We start from the raw sequence: 22,852 nt of genomic DNA, 5'->3' as shown, positions 1-22,852 counted from the left end.
CGGTAGTCGGAAGTCGGCGGCTGCGCGTGGCGCGGTGTCAGCCGAGTCCGGCCAGCCGGAGCAGGAGTTGTTTCACGTCGGTGGCCGCGAGGCGGTCGCCGACGGCGCGGGGGGTGGAGCAGATGAGGAGCGGACCGTCGTCGTCGCTCAGCGGGAGGCGGCCGTGGCTGCCGCGAAGAGGTGAGGGGTCCAGCGGGACCACAGCCATGCGGTAGCGCATGCCGAGCTTCTTGCGCGCCAGCGCGGTGGCCGCCTTGACCTTCACGTAGGGGTCCTGGGGGTCCATGAAGAGCTCGACCGGGTCGTAGCCGGGTTTGCGGTGGATCTCGACGAGCCGGGCGAAGTCGGGTGCCCGGTCGTCGTCGAGCCAGTAGTAGTACGTGAACCAGGCGTCCGGTTCGGCCACGGCGACGAGTTCACCGGCGCGCGGGTGGTCGAGGTGGTGGGCCTTCTTGCCCTCGTCGTCGAGGAGTTGCTCGATGCCGGGCAGGCCGTCGAGGGCCGCACGGGTGGCGTCGAGGTCCTCGGGGCGGCGCACGTAGACGTGGGCGATCTGGTGGTCGGCCACGGCGAAGGCGCGGGAGGCCATCGGGTCGAGGTACTCCATGCCGTCCTGCGTGTGCACCTCGAGCAGTCCGGCGCGGCGCAGGGCGCGGTTGATGTCGACGGGCCGGCTCACGCGGGTGATGCCGTACTCGGACAGGGCCACGACGGTGCGGCCCTCGGCGCGGGCGTCGTCCAGGAGCGGGGCGAGCGCGGTGTCCAGGTCCGTGGCCGCCTTCAGGGAGCGCGGGTCGTCCGGGCCGAAGCGCTGCAGGTCGTAGTCCAGATGAGGGAGGTAGCAGAGCGTCAGGTCGGGGTGCCGGGTGCGCATGATGTGGCGGGTGGCGTCGATGATCCACCGGCTGGAGACGAGGTCGGCGCCGGGTCCCCAGAAGTGGAACAGGGGGAAGGTGCCCAGTTCTTCGGTGAGTTCGTCGTGGAGCGCGGGGGGCCGGGTGTAGCAGTCGGGTTCCTTGCGGCCGTCGGCGTAGTAGACCGGGCGGGGGGTGACGGTGATGTCGGTGTCGGCGCCCATGGCGTACCACCAGCAGATGTTGGCCACGGTGTAGCCGGGGTGGGCGCGGCGGGCGGCGTCCCAGAGTTTGTCCCCGGCGACGAGGCCGTTGTGCTGGCGCCACAGCAGGACGTCGCCGAGCTCGCGGAAGTACCAGCCGTTGCCGACGATGCCGTGTTCCGAGGGCATGGTGCCGGTGAGGAAGGTGGACTGCGCGGTGCAGGTGACGGCGGGCAGGACGGTGCCCAGGGCGGCACGGGAGCCGGACTGTCCGAGGGCCTTGAGGTGCGGCATGTGGTCGAGCAGGCGGGGGGTGAGACCGACGACGTCCAGGACGAGGAGCGGGACGGGGCGGCCTGGTTCCGCGCCGGCCGGGTCCGGGGGCTCAGGGGTGCTCATGGCAGCTCCTTCAGGCCGAGGTCCGTCAGCAGGTCGCGGGCGAGGGTCAGCTCGGCGGCGATTCCCTCGGCCAGCTGGGCCCGCCCCTTGGGGCGCAGCTCGGGCGGCAGGGCCTGCCAGGTGTAGGTCTCGACCTCCAGGTGGTGGGTGAGGGGGGCCGGGCCGCCGACGAGCCGGCTCAGGGCGGCCTTCAGGACCGGGAGGGTGGAGGTGAGCGGGGCGGCGGGGGCCGCGTGCAGCGGGACGTGGAAATGGGCGCGCCAGGGGGCGGCGTCCGGCAGGGCGTGGCCCGCGAGGGCCTCGTCGAGGTCGTCGGTGGCGCGCAGCCCGGCGGCGGTGGCCGTGCGGGTCTGGTGCAGGAAGCGGGGTTCGGCGAAGGCGGCGAGGGCTTCGCGGACCTCGGGCAGATGGGGGTGTTCGGCGTGCAGGGCGGCGGAGAGCTGGGATTTCACGACGGGGACGCCGGCGGTGGTGAGGGCGTCCAGGGCAGTGTGCGGATCTTCGAAGGAGGTGGCGAGATGACAGGTGTCGACGCAGATGCCGATGCGGTCGTGGCCGATCGCGGTGAGCGGGGCGATGGCGTCGCGGGTGGTCTCGACGACGCAACCGGGCTCCGGTTCCAGGCCGATGCGCAGGGAGCGGCCGGTCAGCTCCTCGATGGCGTCGAGACGTTCGGCGAGGGTGCGCAGGGCGGTGCGGGCCCGCTCCGCCCGCTCCTCGTCGTGGGCGGTGCGCCAGGCGAGGGGCAGGGTGGAGATGCTGCCGTCGGTGACGTCGTCGGGCAGCAGCCCGGCGAGTACGCGGGCCAGGGCGGTGGTGTGCTCCAGACGCTCGGGATCGGCCCAGTCCGGCTTGTAGACGCGGTACTTGACCTCCTCGGCTCCGAAACCCTCGTAGGGGAAGCCGTTGAGGGTGACGACCTCCAGGCCGCGCCGGTCGAGCTCACTGCGCAGGGCGCGCAGGGCGGAGGGGTCGGTGACGAGGGCCTGGGCGGCGTCCCTGGCGAGCCACAGCCCGATGCCGAGCCGGTCGCGGCCGAGGCGCCGGCGGACGGGTTCGCAGTGGTCGCGCAGCTGGGCGAGGACGCCGTCGAGGGTCTCCGCGGGGTGGACGTTGGTGCAGTAGGCGAGGTGGACGGTCGAGCCGTCGGGGTGGCGGAAGCGCATGGCTCACGCCTCCGCGGCGGGGACGCGGGCCGGTGCGTCCGGGCCGGGGCCCTGCGGGTCCCTGGGGACGCCGCGCAGGACGGAGTTGCCCTCGTGGGTGGCGCCGGTACTGGTGACATCGAGGCGCAGCCGGCCGCTGAGCCCGTAGAAGGCCACGGGATTGCGCCACAGCACCTGGTCGACGGTGTCCTCGTCGAAGCCCTCGGCCAGCATCAGGTCGCCGACCTTGCGGGTCTTCAGGGGGTCGCTCCTGCCCCAGTCGGCGGCCGAGTTGACCAGGACCTGCTCGGGGCCGTAGGCGCGCAGGACGGCGACCATGCGCTCCTCGTCCATCTTGGTGTCCGGGTACACGGAGAAGCCGAGCCAGCAGCCGCTGTCCTTGGCCTCCTTGACGGTGGTCTCGTTGAGGTGGTCGACCAGGACGTGGCCGGCGGGCAGGGCGGATTCCCGGACGACGTCGAGGGTGCGGCGCAGGCCGGCGAGCTTGTCGCGGTGCGGGGTGTGCACCAGGGCGGGCAGGCCGTGGTCGGCGGCCAGCTGGAGCTGCGCGGCGAGGGCGGTGTCCTCGGCGGGGGTCATGGAGTCGTAGCCCACCTCGCCGACGGCGACGACGTTGTCCTTGACGAGATAGCGGGGCAGTTCGTCCAGGACGGGCGTGCAGCGCGGGTCGTTGGCCTCCTTGGGGTTGAGGGCGATCGTGCAGTGGTGGGCGATGCCGTACTGGGCGGCGCGGAAGGGTTCCCAGCCGAGCAGGGCGTCGAAGTAGTCGCGGAAGGAGGCCGGCGAGGTCCGGGGCTGGCCGAGCCAGAAGGACGGCTCGACGACGGCGCGCACACCGGCGGTGTACATGGCCTCGTAGTCGTCGGTGGTGCGGGACGTCATGTGGATGTGGGGGTCGAAGATGCGCATCAGGATTCCTTGCCGTGGGGGTGGTCCGTGCCGGGGGCGCCGGGCACGGACTCGGTCAGGTCCAGGACGCGGTGCAGGTCCTCGGGGACGGCGCGGCCGGCGGCGGTGCGCTCGGCGGCGTAGTCGGCCAGCATGCGGGCGAGTTCGCCGTCGCTGCGGGCGCGTTCCGGCAGCTCCGCCACCTCTTCGACGGGGACGCCGGTGAACAGGCACTTCAGTACGGCGTGGCGCCAGGCGTGCGGGTCGAGGTGCCGGGCGGCGTACGGGCCGACGGCGGCGGCGAGCAGCCGGGCGTCGTTGGTGCGCAGGGCGTCCTCGACGAGCGGGAGGGCGCCGGGGCCGGACACGAGGTGCGGCAGGGCGTGCAGGACGGCCCGGCGTTCGTCGGCGGTGCCCTGGAAGTACACCCGGGTCAGGGCGTCGGTGTCCGCGCGGGCGGCGTCCAGGATGAGGACGCGGGCGGCGTCGGCGTGGGCGGCCCCGCAGCGGCGCCCGGCCTCGGCGAGGCGCAGTTCCCACGCGGAGATGGGTCCGTGGATGCCGGGGTGGGCGGCGGCTTCGTCGAGGGCGTGGTCGAGCCAGGCGCGGGCGGCCGGTTCGAGGTGGGCGGTGAGGTCTCGGCGGAGGTCGCCGAGCGAGGGGGAGGCGGTGGCGCCGGTGCCGGCGGTTCTCGCCGTGTGGGTGGCGCGGGTGCCTGTCATCTGCTGCTCCCATCGGAGGATGCGGAGGGAGCGCCGTGGGGTGGCGCGGACTGCGGGGAGGCCGGGGCGGGCCGGTGCGGTGGGTGGGCCGCGGCCCGCTCGGCGTGGCGGAGGAACGGGAGGGACCGCTCGGCCTGCCGGGGCCCCTCGTGGGAGTGGCGGGGCAGTTCGACGACGGTCAGGCCCTGGTAGCCGGTGGCGGCCAGGGCCGCCAGGACCGGCGGGAAGTCGATCTCCCCGTCCCCGAACGGGAGGTGTTCGTGCACCCCTCGGCGCATGTCCTCGATCTGCACGTGCCGCAGCCAGGGGGCGGCCTCGCGTACGCACGCGGCGGGCGACCGGGGTTCCAGGCACTGGCAGTGGCCGATGTCGAGGGTGAGTCCGAGGGGTTCGGGGTCGCCGAGGGCCGTGCGCAGGCGGTGGAAGTCGGCGAGGGTGGCGAGCAGGTGGCCGGGCTCCGGTTCGACGGCGAGCGGGACGCCGGCGGCGGAGGCGGCTTCCAGGACGGGGGTGAGGGCCTCGGCGAGACGCTTCCACGCGGTGTCCGGGTCGGTGCCGTCGGGCACGACGCCGCTGAAGCAGTGGACGGCGAAGGCCCCGAGGTCGGCCGCGACCCGGACGGCCCGGACGAGGAGGTCGACGCGGCGGGCGCGGGCGCCGGGGTCCGGGTCGAGCAGGGACGGGCCGTGCTTGCGACGCGGGTCGAGCACGTAGCGGGCCCCGGTCTCCACGGTGACGTCCAGGCCGAGCGCGTCCAGCCGCTTCGCGACCCGGTGGGTGCGGGCGGCCAGGTCGGGCGCGAGGGGGTCGAGGTGCATGTGGTCGAGCGTCAGCCCGACCCCGTCGTACCCGAGGTCGGCGAGCAGGGACAGCGCGTCGACGAGCCGGAGGTCGGCGAGCCCGTTGGTGCCGTAGCCGAAGCGGAGGGAGGCGGGCGCGGCGTCGGGAAGTGCGGCGGGAGCAGCCGCCGTACCGTTCCGGCTGCTGTCCGGCCCAGGGACCTCGGGGCTCATGTGACACTCACCTTCTTCGCGAAACGGGCACCGAGGGGGGCGAGGGCGGCGATGAGGACCGCGCACAACGGGCCCTTGGCGCGGGCGGCCAGGGCGGCCTGGAGGGGGATGGTGGCCCGGATGCCGGCCCCCACGGCGCGCTGGGTGAGCGGGGGCGAGGGGTTCAGCGCGGCGTGGAAGTAGGGGCGGGCGGTGCCGGCCGCGTAGGCGGCCGCGAGGGCGGTGGTGAGCAGGGCAGCGGGGTCCGGACGCCCTGGGCGCCCGGTGAGGGCGGTGGTCGTCGACGGTGCGGGGCTCCTGAGCTCCGGCTGCCCGGTCCAGGCGGTGGCGAGCGACGCTGCCGGGCCCCGGCCCGCCGGGCGTCCGGTCGGCCCGGGGCGTGGTCCGTGGCCGGCGGGCCTCGCGGGGTCGGGTACCGGCGGGCCGGGCCGGCGGGCCGTGCGCCGGGTCAGCAGCGCGGTCGTCGCGAGGGCCGCCAGGGGGGCCAGGGGTGAGCCGCCTTGTGCCTCCTGGCGGGAGACGGTCGTCACGGCCAGGGTGTGGGTGCCCAGGAGGGCCGCCGAGGGCACGGCCGGGCGGGTGCGGCCGGTGGTGGCCGCGGCTCCCATGAGCAGGTCCAGGCCCCGGGCCGCGCCCATGGCCACGGGCCCGGCGGGTGTGTGCTTCAGGCCGAGGTCGTACGCCCAGACGGTCGCCGCCAGGGGGGCGGCGACGGCCAGGGCGGGGCGTCCGGCGCCGGCGGCCAGGGCCAGCCCGGCGCCGGTGAGTGCGCCAGCCGCCGCGAGCGCGGCGGCCGGGCGGACCCGGCCGGAGGGCAGGGGGCGGTGGGGGCGTTCGACGGCGTCGACGTCGCGGTCCGCCCAGTCGTTGAGGGCCATGCCGGCCTCGTAGAGGCAGAGGGAGGAACCGATGGCGAGCAGCGTGCGCCCGTTGGGCGCGGCCCCGGCCGCGGCGGCACCGGCCAGGGCGTCACCGGGGACGCTGAACAGGGCGGGCAGCCGCAGCAGTTCCCCCCAGGCGCGCCGCCGGTGCGCACGCCTTGCACGGACTCGGGCGCGGGGGGTCGCGCCGGGGGCGGGAGCTGCGGCGACGACGGTTGCTGGTCGGCCGCCGTGGGACGGGGCGGGGGACGGGTTCCGGCGCAGGGTCACCGGGTCTCCCCCGTTCCCCCGGCGCCCCTCACCGCCCGAGCGGCACGTCTCTGCCCGCCCGCAGACGTCCCACCCAAGACACCGCGGCCCTCCCCGCCGGCCGGCGCCGCACCCTCCGCCTCTCCGCTCTTTCCGCCAACCGGCGCCGCACCCTCCGCGCCTCCGCTCTCTCCGCTCTCCCCGCGGGCTCGTCCGGGCACCGGCGTGTCGCCGTCGGCCCCCTCGGACCGCCCCAGGCTCCGTGCGAAGCGCGTCAGTTGCTCGTACTGCTCGGACAGTCCGGAGGGTCCCTCGCCCACCGGGTCCTTGAAGTAGAAGCCCAGGGGGCCGAGAGGGCCGGTGAGGCCCGTCTCGTGGGCCCGGGCGGTGAGCCGGGCGAGGTCCAGCACCAGGGGTGCCGCGAGCGCCGAGTCGCAGCCCTGCCAGATGGTCTGCAGGACCATGCGGGTGCCGAGGAAGCCGTCGAAGGCGATGTGGTCCCAGGCGGTCTTCCAGTCGCCGAGGGCGGGGACGTCGTCGATGTGGACCTCCCCCTCGGGGACGGTGCCGAGGGTGTCGGCGAGGACGCGTTCCTTGCCGGCGTTCTTCGCCGCGGCGGCCGCCGGGTCGGCGAGGGCCGCGCCGTCGCCGCCGCCCAGCAGGTTCGTACCGGACCAGGCCCGGACCGCAAGCGCGCGCTGCGCGAACATCGGTCCGAGGACGGCCCGCAGCAGGGTCTGGCCGGTCTTGCCGTCCCGGCCGGCGTGGGGCAGGCCGCTGCGCCCGGCCTCGCGGGCGGCGACGGGGTGGTGCATGCCCTCGGACGGGGTGAAGTTGACGTAGGGGCAGCCGGCGCGCAGGGCGGCCAGTGCGTACAGGGTGCTGGCGGGGAGGGGGGTGCCGGGGCCCGCGGAGGCGGGTTCGGTGGAGGCGACGTTGACCACCACGGTCCGCTCCAGCTCGTGGCGGCGGGTGAAGTCGCGGATGTCGTCCGCGAAGGCCGCGATCAGTTCGGCCTCGCTCCGGGTGTCGCCCGGTGCGGGGCCACCGGGCCTGATCTCCTGGTCGGCGGCAACGAGTTCCGCGGCGACGGCGGTGGCGACGCCCGGGGGCAGCACACCTCCCGCGGTGAGGGACTCGGCGCGTTTGGGCAGGGGGCAGTCGAGGGTGTCGTGGCCGCCGAAGACGAGATCGGACAGGGCGGGCAGGCCGCTGCCGGCGAAGGCGGGTGTCTCGGTGACCATGCCGGTGGGCGGGTGCAGTCCCGCGGTGACGGCGGCACACCCCGTGACGACGGTGGTGGCGACGGAGCCGCGGGCTCCGATCAGCCACACCCCCACACGCGGTCGGGAGAGGGACGCGGACATGGGCAGCCTCCTGGTCGTGCGCGAACCCGGTGGGGAGGGAGACGGCGGGCGGGGGTCCGGCGTCCCCCGCCCGCCGCCGTTTCAGTCGCCCTTGACGGGCAGTTCCTTCAACTGGATGTTGCGGAAGGTGACCTTGTCGCCGGCACCGTGGTTCTGCAGGCCGATGTAGCCGTCGGTCAGGCTCCGCTCGGGGTCCTTGTTCGTGAAGTCGTTGATCTTGACTCCGTTGAGGAACACCTGGAGGCGTTCGCCCTGGACCTTGATCTCGTAGGAGTTCCACTGGCCGGGCGGCCGCAGGACCTGGTCACGGGCCTTGATGTTGGCCGACTTGAAGGAGTAGACGGAGCCCGTGGTGCGGTCGGGCGCGTCCGTGGCGTCGATCTGGATCTCGTAGCCCTTGTTCACCGCGGACCAGGGGTCGTCGGAGGCCGGGAAGCCGACGAAGATCCCGGAGTTGTCGTCGCCCCGCATCTTCCAGTCGAGCTTGAGCGAGTACGACTTCAGCTCCTTGGCCTGGTACCAGAGCAGGCCCATGCCGCCCTGGGACTCCAGGGTGCCGTCCTTGACGTCGAACGTGCCGGGACCGGCCTGCTTCCAGCCGTCCAGGGTGTGGCCGTTGAAGATCTTCCGGTAGTCCTTGCTCGGCTTGCAGTCCGCCTTGACCTGGCCGGTGGCGTACTGCAGGCCGCCGAGCAGGTGGGCGCGGAACGCCTCGTCGGTGTAGGACTCCTTGGTGTGGCCGCCGCCGGTGTAGAAGGAGCGGCCGCCGCCGTAGCTCTGGCACCAGGCGATCGGGTGGTCGCCCTTCATGTTCCCGCCCTGGTAGGTGGTCTCGTCCAGGGTGGCGAGGACCTTGGCCTGCTCACGCGGGTTGGTGCGGTAGTTGTACCACTCGTCGGTGCGCTCCCAGGCGTCGCCGAGGTGCGTGGTGGACGGGTGGTCGTGGTCCTCGACGCGGACGGTGGCCTTCTGGATGGCCGGGTGCGAGTGGAAGTAGGCGCCGACGAGGCCGCCGTAGAACTCCCAGTCGTACTCGGTGTCGGCCGCCGCGTGGATGCCCAGGTACCCGCCGCCGCCCGCCACGTAGTCCTCGAACGCCTTCTGCTGCTCGGCGTCGAGCACGTCACCGGTGGTGGACAGGAAGGCCACCGCGTCGTACTTGGCGAGGTTGGCCGTGGTGAACTGCCTGGCCTCCTCGGTGGCGTCGACCGTGATGCCGGCCGGGGCGCCGAGTTCCTTCAGCGCGGTGATGCCGGCCGGGATGGAGTCGTGGCGGAAACCGGCGGTCTTCGAGAAGACCAGGACCTTCTTGCCGCCCTTGAACGGCTGCTTGGAGAACTCGAAGTCGTCCACGTCGAACAGCGCGCCCTCACCGCCCCTGAAGACCAGGTAGATGTCGGTGGTCTTCTTGGGCAGCGCCCTCAGGGGCACGTCGACGTTCTGGAAGGTCTCCCAGCCGCCGGTCGGCGGGATGTAGGCCGAGCCGTGCAGCGGTCCCTCGGGGGAGCCGGTGCGCAGTTCGACGAAGCCGCCCGCGCCGCCGGAGGAGGCCCGTACGGTCACCTTCTTCTGCCCGTCGAAGCGGTAGGGGCTGAAGGAGATCCAGTCGCCGTCGTGGACGTCGCCCACGGTCTTGCCGCCGTTGGCGCCGGTCTTGTCGATGACGGACACGCCGGACTGCTCGGTGAAGTGCTCGGCCTGGCGGTGCAGCGGCTGGAGCACGGTGCGGGCGGTGCCGGTCAGCGCCTCCTGGCCGTTCGCGCCGGAGTCCGTGTAGCTGGCGCCGACGACGCCGTAGATGTTGGCGTTGGGGTCGTGGCCGCCGTCACCGGGGGGCGGCTTCAGGGTGCCCTCGCAGCCCATCTCGCTGGTCAGCTCGTGGGCGTGGGAGTCGTGGCCGAGGCTGTAGGCGACCTTGACCTTGGAGCAGTCGATCGTCTCCTCGGGGTCGGTGACGGTCACCTTGAACGGCACGGGCTCACCGAAGGCGGCCAGGGAGCCGTTGCCGGGCACGTCGATGCGCACCTTGGGCTCGGTGTTGCCGACGACGATCCGCACGCTGGCGTTGCCGGTGTTGCCCTCGGGGTCCTTGGCGGTGAAGGTGGCGCTGTAGGTGCCGACCTTCCTGTACGTGTGGGTGGGGGTGAGGCCCTCGCCCTTGGTGCCGTCGCCGAAGTCCCAGCTGTAGGTGAGCTGCGGGGAGTCGGCGTCCTTGGCGGAGGCGGTGAACCTGACCTTGAGGCCGGCCGCGCCGGAGGTCTTGTCGGCGCTCACCTCGGCGATCGGGGAGAAGCCGTCCTCGGCGTTCTCGATGCGGTACAGCGCGGAGTTCTCGTCGCCCTGGAACCAGGAGACGCCGTAGTCGAGGACGTAGAGCGCGCCGTCGGGACCGAACTCCATGTCCATGATCTGGGTGCCGGTCCACGGGAAGTCGTTGATCTTCGCGACCGTGCCGTCGTCGGTCTGCCCGATCCGCTTGATCCAGCGGCGGCCGAACTCACCGGCGAAGAAATCGCCGTCGTAGGCCTCGGGGAACTTCACGCCGGAGTCGAGGTCGGGGTCGTAGCGGTAGACCGGTCCGGCCATCGGGGACTCGGAGCCGCTGCCGAACTCGGGTACGGACCCGCCGTCGTAGGGGATCCAGGCGGCCTGCGCGGGCGGCAGGTCGACCAGACCGGTGTTGTGCGGCGAGGTGTTCTTCGGGGCGGCGCAGTCGAACGCCTCGCCGGACTCCTTGGTGGCGAAGTCGTAGTCAACATACGGGTCGTTGTCGCCGGTGCAGAAGGGCCAGCCGAAGTTGGCGGCCTTGGTCACCTTGGCGAACTCGACCTGTCCGGCCGGTCCGCGCCTGGGGTCGGCGGCGCCCGCGTCGGGGCCGTAGTCGCCGACGTAGACGGTGCCGGTCTTGTCGTCGACGCTCATCCGGAACGGGTTGCGGAAGCCCATCGCGTAGATCTCGGGACGGGTCTTGTCGGTGCCGGGGGCGAAGAGGTTGCCCTCCGGGACGGTGTACGAGCCGTCCTCGGCGACCTTGATGCGCAGGATCTTGCCGCGCAGGTCGTTGGTGTTGCCGGCGCTGCGGCGGGCGTCGAAGGCCGGGTTGCGGTTCGGCCGGTCGTCGATGGGGGTGTAGCCGTCGGAGGCGAAGGGGTTGGTGTCGTCGCCGGTCGACAGGTAGAGGTTGCCGTCCGCGTCGAAGTCGATGTCGCCGCCGACGTGGCAGCAGATGCCCCGGGAGGCCGCGACGTCCAGGACCTTCTTCTCGCTGGCCAGGTTCAGCGTGCCGTTGGCGTTCAGCGTGAAGCGGGAGAGGCGGTTGACGCCGTCGAACTTCTTGAAGTCCTCGGCGGTGCCGGTCTCCGGTGCGTCGCCCGCGGGGGTGTCGAGCGGCGGGGCGTAGTAGAGGTAGATGGCCCGGTTGTTCTTGAAGTCCGGGTCGATGCCGACGCCTTGGAGGCCCTCTTCGTCGTGGCTGTACACGTCGAGCTTGCCGGCGACCTTGGTGACGCCGCCCTGGTCGGTCAGGCGCAGCGTGCCGTCGCGTGAGGTGTGCAGGACGCTGCGGTCCGGGAGCACGGCGAGCGACATGGGCTCGCCCATCTCGGGTTCGCCCTTGGCGAGCGGAACCTGCTGGAACTGTCCCTCGGCGGCGGCCGGTCCGTCGTGCTCGGGGTGGCCGGGGTGGGCTCCGGCCACACCGGCCGGGGTGCCCACGGCCAAGAGCAGGCCGGTGAAGAGGGCGAGAGAGGTGCGAAGCCTGGGCCGCCTGGGGGTGCGGGTGGTGCTGATTCTGCTTCTGTGCACGAAGTCCCTCCGGGAACGGGGTGGGCCGTACGGGGTGGGTCGAAGACGTGCGGTGCGGGCGCCGGGGTGCGCCGTCACCCCGGAAGTGCGTGTGTCCTGAACACTTCAAGGACGGTAACCGGGTCCGTCCGGCGCGAACACCCCTTGCGCCAGGATCGGTTGAACTTTTTCCCATCGCTGGACAAAGCGGGGTCCGCGCAGGTCGGAGGGGGGACCGGCGGGTGCTGCCGGTCCCCGGCCTGCGCCGGTGCCCCGATCAGCTGTTGAACGCCGCGTCGAAGGACGCGCTGGGCGGCTCGAAGTCGAAGGCTTTCAGCCGGGTCAGGGCCTCGGGCGCCCCTTGGAGCCGGTCCATCCCGGCGTCCTCCCACTCGACGGAGACCGGCCCCCGGTAGTCGATGGAGCGCAGCATCCGGAAGACGTCCTCCCAGGGGACGTCGCCGTGCCCCGCGGAGACGAAGTCCCAGCCGCGCCGCGGGTCGCCCCAGGGCAGGTGCGAGCCGAGCCGGCCGTTGCGTCCGTCGAGGCGCTTGCGGGCCTCCTTGCAGTCGACGTGGTAGATCCGGTCGCGGAAGTCCCACAGGAAGCCCACCGGGTCGAGGTCCTGCCACACGAAGTGCGAGGGGTCGAAGTTCAGGCCGAACGCCGGGCGGTTGCCGACGGCCTCCAGGGCCCGCTGGGTCGTCCAGTAGTCGTAGGCGATCTCGCTGGGGTGGACCTCGTGCGCGAAGCGCACGCCCTCGGCGTCGAAGACGTCCAGGATCGGGTTCCAGCGGTCGGCGAAGTCCTGGTAGCCGCGTTCGATCATCGCGTCGGGCGCGGGCGGGAACATGGCGACCAGGTGCCAGATGGCGGAGCCGGTGAAGCCGATGACGGTGTCCACACCGAAGGCGGCCGCCGCGCGGGCGGTGTCCTTCATGCGCTCCGCGGCCCGCTGCCGGACCCCCTCCGGGTCGCCGTCGCCCCAGACCGCCTCCGGCAGGATCGCCTGGTGGCGTTCGTCGATGATGGCGTCGCAGACGGCCTGGCCGACCAGGTGGTTGGAGACCGCCCAGCACTTCAGGCCGTACTTGTCGAGGAGTTGGTGCCTGGACTCGACGTACCCGGGGTCGCTCAATGCCTTGTCGACCTCGAAGTGGTCGCCCCAGCAGGCCAGTTCCAGGCCGTCGTAACCGAAGTCACGGGCCAGTCGGCAGACCTCCTCCAGGGGCAGGTCCGCCCACTGGCCGGTGAACAGGGTGAAGGTGCGCGGCATCCTGCGGGCCTCCTCAGAGGGCGATCGGCGTGTAGACGGAGTTCTTCTCTGCGCTCTCCTCGACCGCGGCGAGCACCCGCTGCACCTGGAGCCCGTCGGTGAAGGACGGGTCGGGGCGGCGGCCCTCGGCCACGGCGTGGACGAGGTCGCGGGCCTGGTGGACGAAGGTGTGCTCGTAGCCGAGGCCGTGGCCCGGCGGCCACCAGGCGTCCAGGTAGGGGTGGTCGGGTTCGGTGACCAGGATCCGGCGGAAGCCGGCCTCCGCGCCCGGCCCGGTGCCGTCGTGGAAGGACAGTTCGTTCAGCCGCTCCAGGTCGAAGGCGAGCGAGCCGCGCTCGCCGTTGAGTTCGATGCGCAGGGCGTTCTTGCGGCCCGTGGCGTAGCGGGTGGCCTCGAAAGAGGCGAGGGCGCCGGAGGGGAAGCGGGCCGTGAACAGGGCCGCGTCGTCCACCGTCACCGCTCCGGCTCCGGCGGCCGTCACGGCGGACAGTCCGCTGCTGGCCCCGGTGGGCAGGGGCCGTTCCCGTACGAAGGTCTCCGTCAGCGCGGACACCCCCGCCAGCGGCTCCCCCACCAGGTACTGGGCGAGGTCGACGATGTGCGCGCCCAGGTCGCCGAGCGAGCCCGATCCGGCCTGCTCCTTGCGCAGCCGCCAGGTCAGCGGGAACTGCGGGTCGACCAGCCAGTCCTGCAGGTACGTCACGCGCACGTGCCGCAGCCTGCCCAGGCGGCCGTCGGCGACCATCCGGCGGGCCAGCGCGGTGGCCGGCACCCGGCGGTAGTTGAAGCCGACCATGGCGATCTGGCCGCGCCCGTACGCCTCCTCGGCCGCCCGGGCCATCGAGGTGGCCTCCTCGACGGTATTGGCCAGCGGCTTCTCGCACAGCACGTGCTTGCCCGCGGCCAGGGCGGCCAGCGCGATCTCGGCGTGGCTGTCGCCGGGCGTGCAGATGTCGACCAGGTCGACGTCGTCCCGTTCGACGAGGGCGCGCCAGTCGGTCTCGGTGGACGCCCAGCCGTGCCGGCCGGCCGCCGCCCGGACGGCGCCGGCGTCCCGGCCGCAGATCACGGCCATCACGGGATCCATCGGCAGGTCGAAGACGCGGCCCGCGGTGCGCCACCCCTGCGAGTGGGCGGCGCCCATGAAGGCGTACCCCACCATCCCCACGCGCAGGGGTGGCTTCCCTGCCTCGGTCCCTTCCGGCTGCGCTTGCGGCTGTCCCATACGGGTGTCCTCCTCGTCCTGGTCGGGGTGGCGCACGTGGGGGGTGCGGGTGGAACTACTTGAAGCCGGTGGACATGTACTGGTCGATGTTGGTCTTGTCGACGACCGCCGAGTAGAGCGTGAGCGACGACGGGATCTCGAACTCGGCGAGCCCGCCGATGCCCTTGCCCTGGCCGAGGGCGCGGGCGAGGTCGATCGCGGAGGCGGCCATGGTCGGCGGGTACAGCACGGTCGCCTTGAGCACGCCGTCGTCCTGCTTGATGGCCTGGAAGGCGGACAGCGCCCCGGCACCGCCGACCATCAGGAAGTCGTCGCGCCCGGCCTGCTCGATGGCCCGCAGCGCGCCCACGCCCTGGTCGTCGTCGTGGTTCCACAGCGCGTCGAACTTGGACTGCGCCTGGAGCAACTGGGCCATCTTGGCCTGCCCGGACTCGACGGTGAACTCGGCGGCCTGGCGGGCGACCTTCTTGATGTTGGGGTAGTTCTTCAGGGCGTCGTCGAAGCCCTGCGTGCGCTGCTTGGTCAGCTCCAGGTTGTCCAGGCCGGCCAGCTCGATGACGCGGGCGTCCTTCTTGTCCTTGAGCTTCTCGCCGATGTAGTGGCCGGCGTTGAGCCCCATGCCGTAGTTGTCGCCGCCGATCCAGCAGCGGTAGGCCTGCGGGGTGTTGAAGATGCGGTCGAGGTTGACGACCGGGATGCCGGCGCGCATGGCCTTCAGGCCGACCTGGGTGAGGGCCTTGCCGTCGGCGGGCAGCACGACCAGGACGTCGACCTTCTTGTTGATGAGCGTCTCGATCTGGCCGATCTGCTGGGCGGTGTCGTTGGAGCCCTCGGTGATCTCCAGGGTGACGTCGGAGTACTTCTCGGCGCGGCTCTTGGCGTTGTCGTTGATGGCGTTGAGCCAGCCGTGGTCGGCCTGCGGCCCGGCGAAGCCGATGGTGACCTGCTTGCCCGGCTTGTCGTCGGCGGCCGGCTGGTTGTTCCCGGCCGGCTCGTCCTTGGACTCGGACGGCTCGTTGCTGGTGCACCCCGTGATGAGGGCCCCGGCGGAGACGGCGGCGGCCCCGAAGAGCAGCCCTCTGCGGCTGGTGATCTCTGGCATGGCGGTGAACCCTTTCCTCAGGTCGTGCTCGCGGTACGGCGCTGGACCAGCACGGCGGCGACGATGATCGCGCCCTTGGCGATCTGCTGGACGTCGCTCTGCAGGTTGTTCAGGGCGAAGATGTTGGTGATCGTGGTGAAGATCAGGACGCCGAGGACGGAGCCGGTGATGGTGCCGCGGCCTCCGGTGAGGAGCGTGCCGCCGATGATCGCGGCGGCGATGGCGTCGAGTTCGTAGAGGTTGCCGTTGGTGTTCTGGCCGGAGCCGGACAGGATGATCAGCAGGAAGGCGGCGATGCCGCAGCACAGCCCGGACAGCAGGTAGAGGTAGAGCCGCTGGCGGCGGACGTCGATACCGGCGAGCCGGGCGGCCTCCGGGTTGCCGCCGACGGCGACCGTGCGGCGGCCGAACGTGGTGCGGTTGAGCACCAGCCAGCCGATCACGGTGACGACGGCGAACACCAGCACCAGCGGCGGGACACCCAGGACGTAGGCGTCGCGCTCGCCGAGGTCCAGGACCGACGGCACGGTGACGATCTGCGTCTTGCCGTCGGTGAGCTGCAGGGCGAGGCCCCGGGCGGAGGCCAGCATGGCCAGGGTCGCGATGAACGGCACCATCGCGCCGTAGGCGATGAGCATCCCGTTGACCAGGCCGCAGCCGACGCCGACGACGACCGCCGTGAAGAGGATGCCGATGAAGCCGTACTCCTGGGTGGCGACGGTCGTGGCCCACACCGAGGCGAGGGCGACGATCGCGCCGACCGACAGGTCGATGCCGCCGGAGACGATGACGAAGGTCATGCCGACGGTGACGACGCCGATCACGGACGCCTGGGTGAGGACGAGTTGGAGGTTGCGGGTGTCGAGGAACTCGTCGGGCTTGGTGATGCCGCCGATGAGGACCAGCACGGCGAGGACGCCGAGCAGGGACAGGGTGCGGACGTCGGCGCGGGCCATCAGGCCGCGCCAGGCGGGGGGCTGGGCCTGGGACACCTTGGTGGTGCTGCTGTCCCGCGGCGGGGAGACGGGCTGCGTCATGACGCCGGGCTTCCTTCCATGACCAGGTCGAGTACGCGGTGTTCGTCGAGTTCGCGGGCGGGTGCGGTGTGGACGACCCGGCCCTCGCGCAGGACCAGCACGCGGTCGGCGAGGCCGAGCACTTCCGGCACCTCGCTGGAGACCAGCAGGACGGCCAGCCCCTCGTCGGCGAGGCGGCGGATGACCGCGTACAGCTCGGCGCGGGCGCCCACGTCGACGCCGCGGGTGGGTTCGTCGAGCAGCAGCACCTTGCAGCCGCGCAGCAGCCAGCGCGCGAGCACGGCCTTCTGCTGGTTGCCGCCGGACAGGGTGCGCACGGGCACGGAGGGGTTGTCGGGCCTGAGCGACAGTTCGCGGGTGGCGGCCCGGGCGGCACCGAGTTCGGCGCCCCGGTCGACCCAGCCGCCGCGGGAGAAGCGGGACATGGAGGAGACCGACACGTTGCGGGTGACGGACTCCAGCATCAGCAGGGCCTGCGCCTTGCGCTCCTCGGGGGCGAGCCCCAGTCCGGCGCGGACGGCGGCCCGCACGCTGCCGGGCCTCAACGCCCGTCCCTGGACGAGCACCTGACCGGTCGTCGGCTTGCGGGCGCCGTAGACGGTCTCCAGGATCTCGGAGCGGCCCGAGCCGACGAGTCCGGCCAGACCGACGATCTCACCGGGCCGCACCTCCAGGTCCAGCGTCTCGAACTCGCCCTGCCGCGACAGCCCCCGCACCGTGAGGACGGGTTCGGCGGCCGGCGGGGAGAGGGGCCGGTCCGGGAAGACGTACTCGACGTTGCGCCCGGTCATCAGAGCGACGACCTCGCGGGTCGGGGTCGATTCGGCCGGCAGTCCGTTCGCCACGGCCCGACCGTCCTTCAGCACGGTCACCCGGTCGCCGATGCGGCGGATCTCCTCCAGGCGGTGGGAGATGTAGACGACGGCGACGCCCGCGGCGGTCAGGTCGCCGACGATGCGGAAGAGGTTGTCGACCTCGTCCGGGTCGAGGGCGGCGGACGGTTCGTCCATCACGATGAGCCGCACGTCGTGGGAGAGCGCCCGGGCCATGGACACGATCTGCTGCTGCGCCGCGGACAGGTCCCCGACGAGCCGGGCGGGATCGATCTCCCCGTGGCCGAGCCGCTTCAGCAGTGCGGCGGTCGACTCCTTCGCCACCCTGCCCCGGACGACGAAGCCGGCCGCGGTCGGCTCGTGCCCGAGGTGGACGTTCTCCGCGACGGAGAGGTGCTCCACCAGGTCGAGTTCCTGGTAGATGGTCGCGATGCCCAGCCGCATGGCGGCGATGGGCGACCGGAGGGTGACCTCCTCGCCGCGCCACCGGATGACGCCCGTGTCGGGCTGGTGCGCGCCGGCCAGGACCTTGATGAGGGTCGACTTGCCGGCGCCGTTCTGGCCGAGGAGACAGTGGACCTCGCCGGCCAGGACGTCGAGGTCGACGCCGTCGAGGGCCCGGACTCCGGGGAAGGACTTGGTGATGCCGGACATGCTGAGCAGCGGTGGTTCTGGTGCCATGCGGATTCCCCTTGGCGGGCGGGCCGGTGACAGGGCGCTTGCCGGGCAGACGTGGTGCGGCGCAGGGCAGGGCGAAGCAGGGCGCTGTGCCGGGTGAGCCGTGCCTGGGCCGGGTGCGGTGCGGGCGGGTGCGTGCGTGCGGTGGGCCGGACTGGTGCGGTGCGGTGGGCCGGACTGGTGCGGTGCGGTGGGCCGGACTGGGATGCGGTGGGCTGTGCCGGGTGCTGTGCTGCCGTGCTGTCGGGAAGGACTACGCGGGAGAGAACAGGTGGTCGCTGATGAGCCGGGCCGCGCCGATCACTCCGGCGGCGGGCCCCAACTCCCCCAGGACGATGGGCAGGTTGCCGGTCGCCAGGGGCAGCGACTGGCGGTAGACCTGGGTGCGGATCGCGGCGAGCAGGGTGTGGCCGAGGCCGGTCACCCCGCCGCCGATCACCACCAGGCCCGGGTTGAAGAAGCTGACCAGGCCGGCGATGACCTGGCCGGTGCGGTTGCCGCCCTCACGGATCAGTTCGAGGGCGGTGGCGTCCCCGGCGGCCGCGGCGGCGGCGACATCGGCGGCGGTGAGGCCGCCGGCGGTCTCCAGCCGTGAGGCCAGTTCGGGGGAGAGCCCCTGCTGGGCGGCCTCCAGGGCGTCGCGGGCGAGGGCCGCTCCGCTGAAGTGGGCCTCCAGGCAGCCTCGGTTGCCGCAGGCGCACGGGCGGCCGTCGGGCACGGCCTGGATGTGCCCGATGTCGCCGGCGCTGCCCGTCGTACCGCGGTAGACCTCACCGCCGACGACGATGCCGCAGCCGATGCCGGTGCCGATCTTGACGCAGAGGAAGTCGGCGACGGTGCGGGCGACGCCCGCGTGCTGCTCCCCCATCGCCATCAGGTTCACGTCGTTGTCGACCATGACCGGGCAGCCGAGGTCCTGGCTGAGCGCCTCCCGCACGGGGAAGCCGTCCCAGCCGGGCATGATGGGCGGCGCCACCGGGATGCCCTCGGGGAAGCGGACCGGGCCCGGGACGCCGATGCCGGCGCCGTCGAACCCCTCCGCGAGCCCGGAGGCCCGCAGTTTCGCCGCCATCGCCAGGACCTGCTCGAAGACCGCGACCGGCCCCTCGCGCACGTCCATGGGCTGGTTGATGTGCCCGAGGGTCTCCAGTTCGGCGTTGGTGACGGCGACGTCGATCGATGTCGCGCCGATGTCGACGCCGAGGAAACGCAGTTCGGGGTTGAGCCGGATGTTGTGGCTGCGGCGCCCGCCGCGCGAGGCGGCGAGACCGTCGGCCACGACCAGCCGCGTCTCCAGCAGCCGGTCCACCTCCACGGCCAGCTTGGACCGGGAGAGGTCCACCTGGTCGCCCAGCTGGGCGCGGGAGTTGGGACCGCCGTCGCGCAACAGCCTGAGGAGTCGGGCCTGGTGAGCGTTCCCGGGTCGTGCGGTCATACGTCTCACGAGCCCCTCCCCGCCTCTTTCGGCCTCTGCGCGCCGGTTTTCCGCCACCGTCGGTGGCGTGCTTTCGGAGGGAACGTAGCAGTGGCTGCCGGGGCTGGGAAGAAGTCGCGCAGGAATTGCCGCTCACTTTTTCCACTCACAGGACAAAGCCGGGGAGACGAGGCTCCCTCATCCGGCGAAGAGGACATTCCGGCAAGCCCGCACCCGGCCCGCGGCTCCGCTCCGCCCAACGGCGAGGCGGAGCCGCCCGGTCCCTACGAACGCCCCCGCGCGTGGTACGACCGCCGGGTGTGCTCGGTGTGTTCGCGCATCAGGTGCGTGGCCCGCTGCTCGTCCCGCGCGGCCACGGCGGCGATGAGCTCGCGGTGCTCGATCCAGGACTGCCCGCCGCGCTGCCGGGCCACCGGCGTGTAGTACCAGCGCACGCGCCGGTCGACCTGGGCGGCGAGTTCGGCGAGGACCGCGTTGCCGGCCAGCTCCATGATCTTGGCGTGGAAGCGGGCGTTCATGGCGACGGCGCCGTCCACGTCGTCGGCCTCGACGGCCTTCTCCCCCTCCGCGCACAGGGCTTCCAGGTCGGCGATGCCGGCGCTGTTCGCGTTCACCGCGGCCAGCCGGGCCGCCTCGGCCTCCAGGAGCGTACGGACCGTGAGGAGCTGGTCGGCCTCCTCCTCCGTCGGCTCGTGCACGAACGCGCCCTGGGCGGGCCGCAGATCGACCCACCCCTCGGTGTTGAGCCGCTGGAGTGCCTCGCGCACGGGCTGCCGCGACACGCCCAGGTGCCCGGCGAGTTCGCTCTCGACGAGGTGCTGGCCGGGCTGGAGGGCACGGGTGGTGATGAGCTCGAGCAGCGCCTCGTAGACGCGGTCGCGCAGCGGTCCCGGGCGTTCCAGCTTGGGTACCGCCCCCTGGGGCAGTCCTGTCGACAGCATCGCGGTCCCCCTCCTCGGCTGAGCCGTGCGGAGCGCGGCGGAGAGCCCGTGTCGCCGCGGATTCGGTATCGATTGTCTTTCGTCTACAGTCTACGGCGCACCAGTGCCAGGGCTGCGGGGAGTCGACCGCGTCACATCGCCCCGCCGCTCAGGGACAGCGCACGACCTGTCCCGCGTACGACAGGTTCCCGCCGAAGCCGAACAACAGGACCGGGTCGCCCGAGGTGAGCGCGCCCTGTTCGACGAGCTTGGAGAAGGCCAGGGGGATGCTCGCGGCCGAGGTGTTGCCGGACTCGGTCACGTCGCGGGCGACGACCGCGTTCACGGCGCCGATCTTCTCGGCGAGGGGCTCGATGATGCGCAGGTTCGCCTGGTGCAGCACGACCCCGGCGAGGTCGGCCGGTGCGAGCCCGGCGCGCTCGCAGGCCCGGCGTGCGATGGGAGGGAGTTGGGTGGTGGCCCAGCGGTAGACGCTCTGCCCCTCCTGGGCGAAGCGCGGCGGGGTGCCCTCGATCCGCACGGCGTGCCCCATCTCGGGCACCGACCCCCACAGCACCGGCCCGATGCCCGCCTCATCGGCGGCCTCCACCACCGCGGCCCCGGCCCCGTCGCCGACCAGCACGCAGGTGCTGCGGTCGTTCCAGTCGGTGACCTCGGACATCTTGTCGGCGCCGATGACCAGCGCCCGGCTCGCGCCTCCCGCGCGGACGGCGTGGTCGGCGGTGGCCAGGGCGTGGGTGAACCCGGCGCACACGACGTTGAGGTCCATGGTGGCGGCCTGCGGCACGCCGAGGCGGGCGGCGACCCGCGCGGCCGCGTTGGGCGAGCGGTCGACGGCGGTGGAGGTGGCGACCAGCACCAGGTCGATGTCGGCCGGGGTCAGCCCGGCCGAGGCGAGGGCCTTGGCGGCGGCGTGCGCGGCGAGTTCGTCGACGGGCTCGTCGGGTCCGGCGATGTGGCGGGTACGGATGCCCACCCGGCTCCTGATCCACTCGTCACTGGTGTCCACCAGACCCGCCAGGTCCTCGTTGGTGAGCACCTTGGCGGGCTGGTAGTGGCCGACGGCGGCGATGCGCGAGCCGTTCATTGGGCGGGTCCCCCTCGTTGCCTTGGGTAGCGGGTCCACCAGTCTGAACAGTGACTCACGGGTACGACGGCACCCGAGGCGACAGGAAACGGTCCCCCGGGTTGTCGGCTTCTGTCAGCACCTCGGACGTCCGGACACCTGTCGAACGACCTCCCGGAACGGCCGGCCGGCCCGGCCGGACGACCGTCCCTAGCCGGTGAACAGCTGGCTCGCCTTCCGGACCAGTTCGTACAGGCCGTAGGCGAGCGGTACCCCCACCCACGCCCAGGCGAAGGCGATCAGCCACCGACGGCCCGGGCTAGGCGGACTCTGACTGCTGGTGTTCGACATGCGCGGCCTCCCTCTGTGCCGGGATGTGATGACGCGGGGCGACGGGCCGGACCAGTTCGTTGGCGACGAAGCCGACGACGAGCAGGCCGATCATGATGACGAAGGACAGTCCGTACAGGGACGCCCCGTGCCGGCCCGCCTCCTCCTGCCGGTCGGCGATCCAGTTCACGATGAGCGGCCCGAGCACCCCGGCCGTGGACCAGGCGGTCAGCAGCCGCCCGTGGATGGCGCCCACCTGGTACGTACCGAACAGATCCTTCAGATAGGCGGGGATCGTGGCGAATCCGCCTCCGTAGAAGGACAGGATGACCAGCGCGCACAGGACGAAGAGGGGTTTGGAGGAGTCGCCGAACAGGGCGATGAGGGTGTACATCAGCGCGCCGACACCGAGGTAGACGCGGTAGATGTTCTTCCGTCCGATCAGGTCGGACGTGGAGGACCAGCCGAGGCGGCCGGCCATGTTCGCCGCGGACAGCAGCGCCACGAAGCCGGCGGCGGCGGTCACCGACACCGGAGTGGAGGTGTCCGCGAAGAAGTCCGAGATCATCGGCGCGGCCTTCTCCAGGATGCCGATGCCGGCGGTGACGTTCAGGCAGAGCACCACCCACAGCAGCCAGAACTGCGGGGTGCGGACAGCCTGTTGCGCGGAGACCTGCGGGCCGGTCGGGGCCTGCGTCGCGGCGGCCCGCTCCTCGGGGGCATGACGCGGGACCCGGACCAGAAGCACACCCAGCAGCATGAAGACGGCGTACGACAGTCCGTGCACGAGGAAGGCCAGCGCGATGCCGGAGCTGTCGGAGCCGAAGGACTCCAGCATCTGCGCGGACCACGGCGAGGCGATGAGCGCGCCGCCGCCGAACCCCATGATGGCGATGCCGGTGGCCATGCCGGGGCGGTCCGGGAACCACTTGATGAGGGTGGAGACCGGGGAGATGTAGCCGATGCCGAGTCCGATGCCGCCGACGAAGCCGTAGCCGAGGACGATCAGCCAGTACTGCTCCAACGACGCGCCCAGCGCGGACAGCAGGAAGCCCGAGGAGAAGCAGAGCAGGGCGACGGTCATGGCCCAGCGCGGGCCGTTGCGCTCCACGAGCGTGCCGCCGAACGCGGCGGACAGTCCCAGCATGACGATGCCCAGCTGGAAGGGCAGCGCGCTCTGCGTGCCGCTGAGGCCGAGCGCGGACTCCAGCGGGGGCTTGAACACGCTCCAGGCGTAGGCCTGGCCGATGGAGAGATGGACCGAGAGAGCGGCGGGCGGGACGAGCCAGCGGCTCCAGCCCGGGGGTGCGACGGGGGGACTCATGAACCCCGGACGGTAGGACTCCGCACAGTCGTTGAGAAAGCGGTCCGCGGTCCGTGTGCGACGAGCGGTACCCGGCATGC

The 22,852-nt window shown here is 72.5% G+C and carries 18 protein-coding genes; all 18 read right to left on the bottom strand.

What is annotated here, in order from left to right:
- Positions 1-37: 37 nt before the first annotated feature.
- Positions 38-1,456 (bottom strand): nucleotide pyrophosphatase/phosphodiesterase family protein, encoded by a 1,419-nt coding sequence (locus tag ACZ4M5_RS01880; protein ID WP_467732025.1) that lies wholly within the window; start codon positions 1,454-1,456, stop codon positions 38-40.
- Entirely contained in the window at positions 1,453-2,622 is a 1,170-nt protein-coding gene (eboE, locus tag ACZ4M5_RS01875) for a metabolite traffic protein EboE (RefSeq protein WP_467732023.1), read from the bottom strand. The genes ACZ4M5_RS01880 and eboE overlap by 4 nt, the downstream gene beginning before the upstream one ends.
- A gap of 3 nt (positions 2,623-2,625) precedes the next feature.
- Positions 2,626-3,531 (bottom strand): TatD family hydrolase, encoded by a 906-nt coding sequence (locus tag ACZ4M5_RS01870; protein ID WP_467732021.1) that lies wholly within the window; start codon positions 3,529-3,531, stop codon positions 2,626-2,628.
- Positions 3,531-4,232 (bottom strand): EboA domain-containing protein, encoded by a 702-nt coding sequence (locus ACZ4M5_RS01865; protein WP_467732019.1) that lies wholly within the window; start codon positions 4,230-4,232, stop codon positions 3,531-3,533. Before ACZ4M5_RS01865 ends, ACZ4M5_RS01870 begins: the two co-directional genes overlap by 1 nt.
- A complete protein-coding gene (locus ACZ4M5_RS01860) occupies positions 4,229-5,245 on the bottom strand; it encodes a sugar phosphate isomerase/epimerase family protein (RefSeq protein WP_467732017.1) in 1,017 nt (338 codons plus the stop codon). Before ACZ4M5_RS01860 ends, ACZ4M5_RS01865 begins: the two co-directional genes overlap by 4 nt.
- Positions 5,242-6,390 (bottom strand): SCO3242 family prenyltransferase, encoded by a 1,149-nt coding sequence (locus ACZ4M5_RS01855; protein WP_467732828.1) that lies wholly within the window; start codon positions 6,388-6,390, stop codon positions 5,242-5,244. Before ACZ4M5_RS01855 ends, ACZ4M5_RS01860 begins: the two co-directional genes overlap by 4 nt.
- A 2-nt stretch (positions 6,391-6,392) precedes the next feature.
- Entirely contained in the window at positions 6,393-7,742 is a 1,350-nt protein-coding gene (locus ACZ4M5_RS01850) for an inositol-3-phosphate synthase (protein WP_467732015.1), read from the bottom strand.
- A gap of 81 nt (positions 7,743-7,823) precedes the next feature.
- Positions 7,824-11,546 (bottom strand): ThuA domain-containing protein, encoded by a 3,723-nt coding sequence (locus ACZ4M5_RS01845; RefSeq protein ID WP_467732013.1) that lies wholly within the window; start codon positions 11,544-11,546, stop codon positions 7,824-7,826.
- A gap of 256 nt (positions 11,547-11,802) precedes the next feature.
- Complete coding sequence (locus ACZ4M5_RS01840; RefSeq protein WP_467732011.1) at positions 11,803-12,801, bottom strand: sugar phosphate isomerase/epimerase family protein; 999 nt, start codon at positions 12,799-12,801, stop codon at positions 11,803-11,805.
- A 13-nt stretch (positions 12,802-12,814) separates the two neighbouring features.
- A complete protein-coding gene (locus tag ACZ4M5_RS01835) occupies positions 12,815-14,026 on the bottom strand; it encodes a Gfo/Idh/MocA family protein (RefSeq protein WP_467732009.1) in 1,212 nt (403 codons plus the stop codon).
- 55 nt (positions 14,027-14,081) lie between these two features.
- On the bottom strand, positions 14,082-15,128 hold the full coding sequence (locus ACZ4M5_RS01830) for a substrate-binding domain-containing protein (RefSeq protein ID WP_369194972.1): 1,047 nt from the start codon (positions 15,126-15,128) through the stop codon (positions 14,082-14,084).
- A gap of 17 nt (positions 15,129-15,145) precedes the next feature.
- Positions 15,146-16,165 carry an ABC transporter permease gene (locus ACZ4M5_RS01825; protein WP_467732007.1) on the bottom strand — a complete coding sequence of 340 codons (1,020 nt, stop codon included), beginning with the start codon at positions 16,163-16,165 and terminating at the stop codon, positions 15,146-15,148.
- The gene (locus ACZ4M5_RS01820; RefSeq protein WP_467732005.1) at positions 16,162-17,679 is read right to left on the bottom strand and encodes a sugar ABC transporter ATP-binding protein; all 1,518 of its coding nucleotides are present in this window, start codon (positions 17,677-17,679) and stop codon (positions 16,162-16,164) included. The genes ACZ4M5_RS01825 and ACZ4M5_RS01820 overlap by 4 nt, the downstream gene beginning before the upstream one ends.
- A gap of 250 nt (positions 17,680-17,929) precedes the next feature.
- A complete protein-coding gene (locus tag ACZ4M5_RS01815) occupies positions 17,930-19,111 on the bottom strand; it encodes an ROK family protein (RefSeq protein WP_467732003.1) in 1,182 nt (393 codons plus the stop codon).
- 263 nt (positions 19,112-19,374) lie between these two features.
- Positions 19,375-20,052, bottom strand: coding sequence for a GntR family transcriptional regulator (locus ACZ4M5_RS01810; protein WP_467732001.1), 678 nt, complete (start codon positions 20,050-20,052; stop codon positions 19,375-19,377).
- A 148-nt stretch (positions 20,053-20,200) separates the two neighbouring features.
- Positions 20,201-21,139, bottom strand: coding sequence for a beta-ketoacyl-ACP synthase III (locus ACZ4M5_RS01805; protein WP_467731999.1), 939 nt, complete (start codon positions 21,137-21,139; stop codon positions 20,201-20,203).
- A 189-nt stretch (positions 21,140-21,328) separates the two neighbouring features.
- On the bottom strand, positions 21,329-21,469 hold the full coding sequence (locus ACZ4M5_RS01800) for an MFS transporter small subunit (protein WP_467731997.1): 141 nt from the start codon (positions 21,467-21,469) through the stop codon (positions 21,329-21,331).
- On the bottom strand, positions 21,438-22,772 hold the full coding sequence (locus ACZ4M5_RS01795; protein ID WP_467731995.1) for an OFA family MFS transporter: 1,335 nt from the start codon (positions 22,770-22,772) through the stop codon (positions 21,438-21,440). The genes ACZ4M5_RS01800 and ACZ4M5_RS01795 overlap by 32 nt, the downstream gene beginning before the upstream one ends.
- Positions 22,773-22,852: the final 80 nt, after the last annotated feature.

This window comes from Streptomyces sp. NPDC026246 (assembly GCF_055567995.1).
This window is presented reverse-complemented; position numbering and strand designations above follow the sequence as displayed.

What these genes read in the sequence shown, in the direction of transcription:
- ACZ4M5_RS01800 (WP_467731997.1), bottom strand. Translation starts at nt 21,469, where the DNA reads ATGTCGAACACCAGCAGTCAGAGTCCGCCTAGCCCGGGCCGTCGGTGG.
- ACZ4M5_RS01815 (WP_467732003.1), bottom strand. Translation starts at nt 19,111, where the DNA reads ATGACCGCACGACCCGGGAACGCTCACCAGGCCCGACTCCTCAGGCTG.
- ACZ4M5_RS01840 (WP_467732011.1), bottom strand. Translation starts at nt 12,801, where the DNA reads ATGCCGCGCACCTTCACCCTGTTCACCGGCCAGTGGGCGGACCTGCCC.
- ACZ4M5_RS01860 (WP_467732017.1), bottom strand. Translation starts at nt 5,245, where the DNA reads ATGAGCCCCGAGGTCCCTGGGCCGGACAGCAGCCGGAACGGTACGGCG.
- ACZ4M5_RS01830 (WP_369194972.1), bottom strand. Translation starts at nt 15,128, where the DNA reads ATGCCAGAGATCACCAGCCGCAGAGGGCTGCTCTTCGGGGCCGCCGCC.
- ACZ4M5_RS01865 (WP_467732019.1), bottom strand. Translation starts at nt 4,232, where the DNA reads ATGACAGGCACCCGCGCCACCCACACGGCGAGAACCGCCGGCACCGGC.
- ACZ4M5_RS01810 (WP_467732001.1), bottom strand. Translation starts at nt 20,052, where the DNA reads ATGCTGTCGACAGGACTGCCCCAGGGGGCGGTACCCAAGCTGGAACGC.
- ACZ4M5_RS01870 (WP_467732021.1), bottom strand. Translation starts at nt 3,531, where the DNA reads ATGCGCATCTTCGACCCCCACATCCACATGACGTCCCGCACCACCGAC.
- ACZ4M5_RS01850 (WP_467732015.1), bottom strand. Translation starts at nt 7,742, where the DNA reads ATGTCCGCGTCCCTCTCCCGACCGCGTGTGGGGGTGTGGCTGATCGGA.
- ACZ4M5_RS01825 (WP_467732007.1), bottom strand. Translation starts at nt 16,165, where the DNA reads ATGACGCAGCCCGTCTCCCCGCCGCGGGACAGCAGCACCACCAAGGTG.
- eboE (WP_467732023.1), bottom strand. Translation starts at nt 2,622, where the DNA reads ATGCGCTTCCGCCACCCCGACGGCTCGACCGTCCACCTCGCCTACTGC.
- ACZ4M5_RS01880 (WP_467732025.1), bottom strand. Translation starts at nt 1,456, where the DNA reads ATGAGCACCCCTGAGCCCCCGGACCCGGCCGGCGCGGAACCAGGCCGC.
- ACZ4M5_RS01835 (WP_467732009.1), bottom strand. Translation starts at nt 14,026, where the DNA reads ATGGGACAGCCGCAAGCGCAGCCGGAAGGGACCGAGGCAGGGAAGCCA.
- ACZ4M5_RS01805 (WP_467731999.1), bottom strand. Translation starts at nt 21,139, where the DNA reads ATGAACGGCTCGCGCATCGCCGCCGTCGGCCACTACCAGCCCGCCAAG.
- ACZ4M5_RS01795 (WP_467731995.1), bottom strand. Translation starts at nt 22,772, where the DNA reads ATGAGTCCCCCCGTCGCACCCCCGGGCTGGAGCCGCTGGCTCGTCCCG.
- ACZ4M5_RS01820 (WP_467732005.1), bottom strand. Translation starts at nt 17,679, where the DNA reads ATGGCACCAGAACCACCGCTGCTCAGCATGTCCGGCATCACCAAGTCC.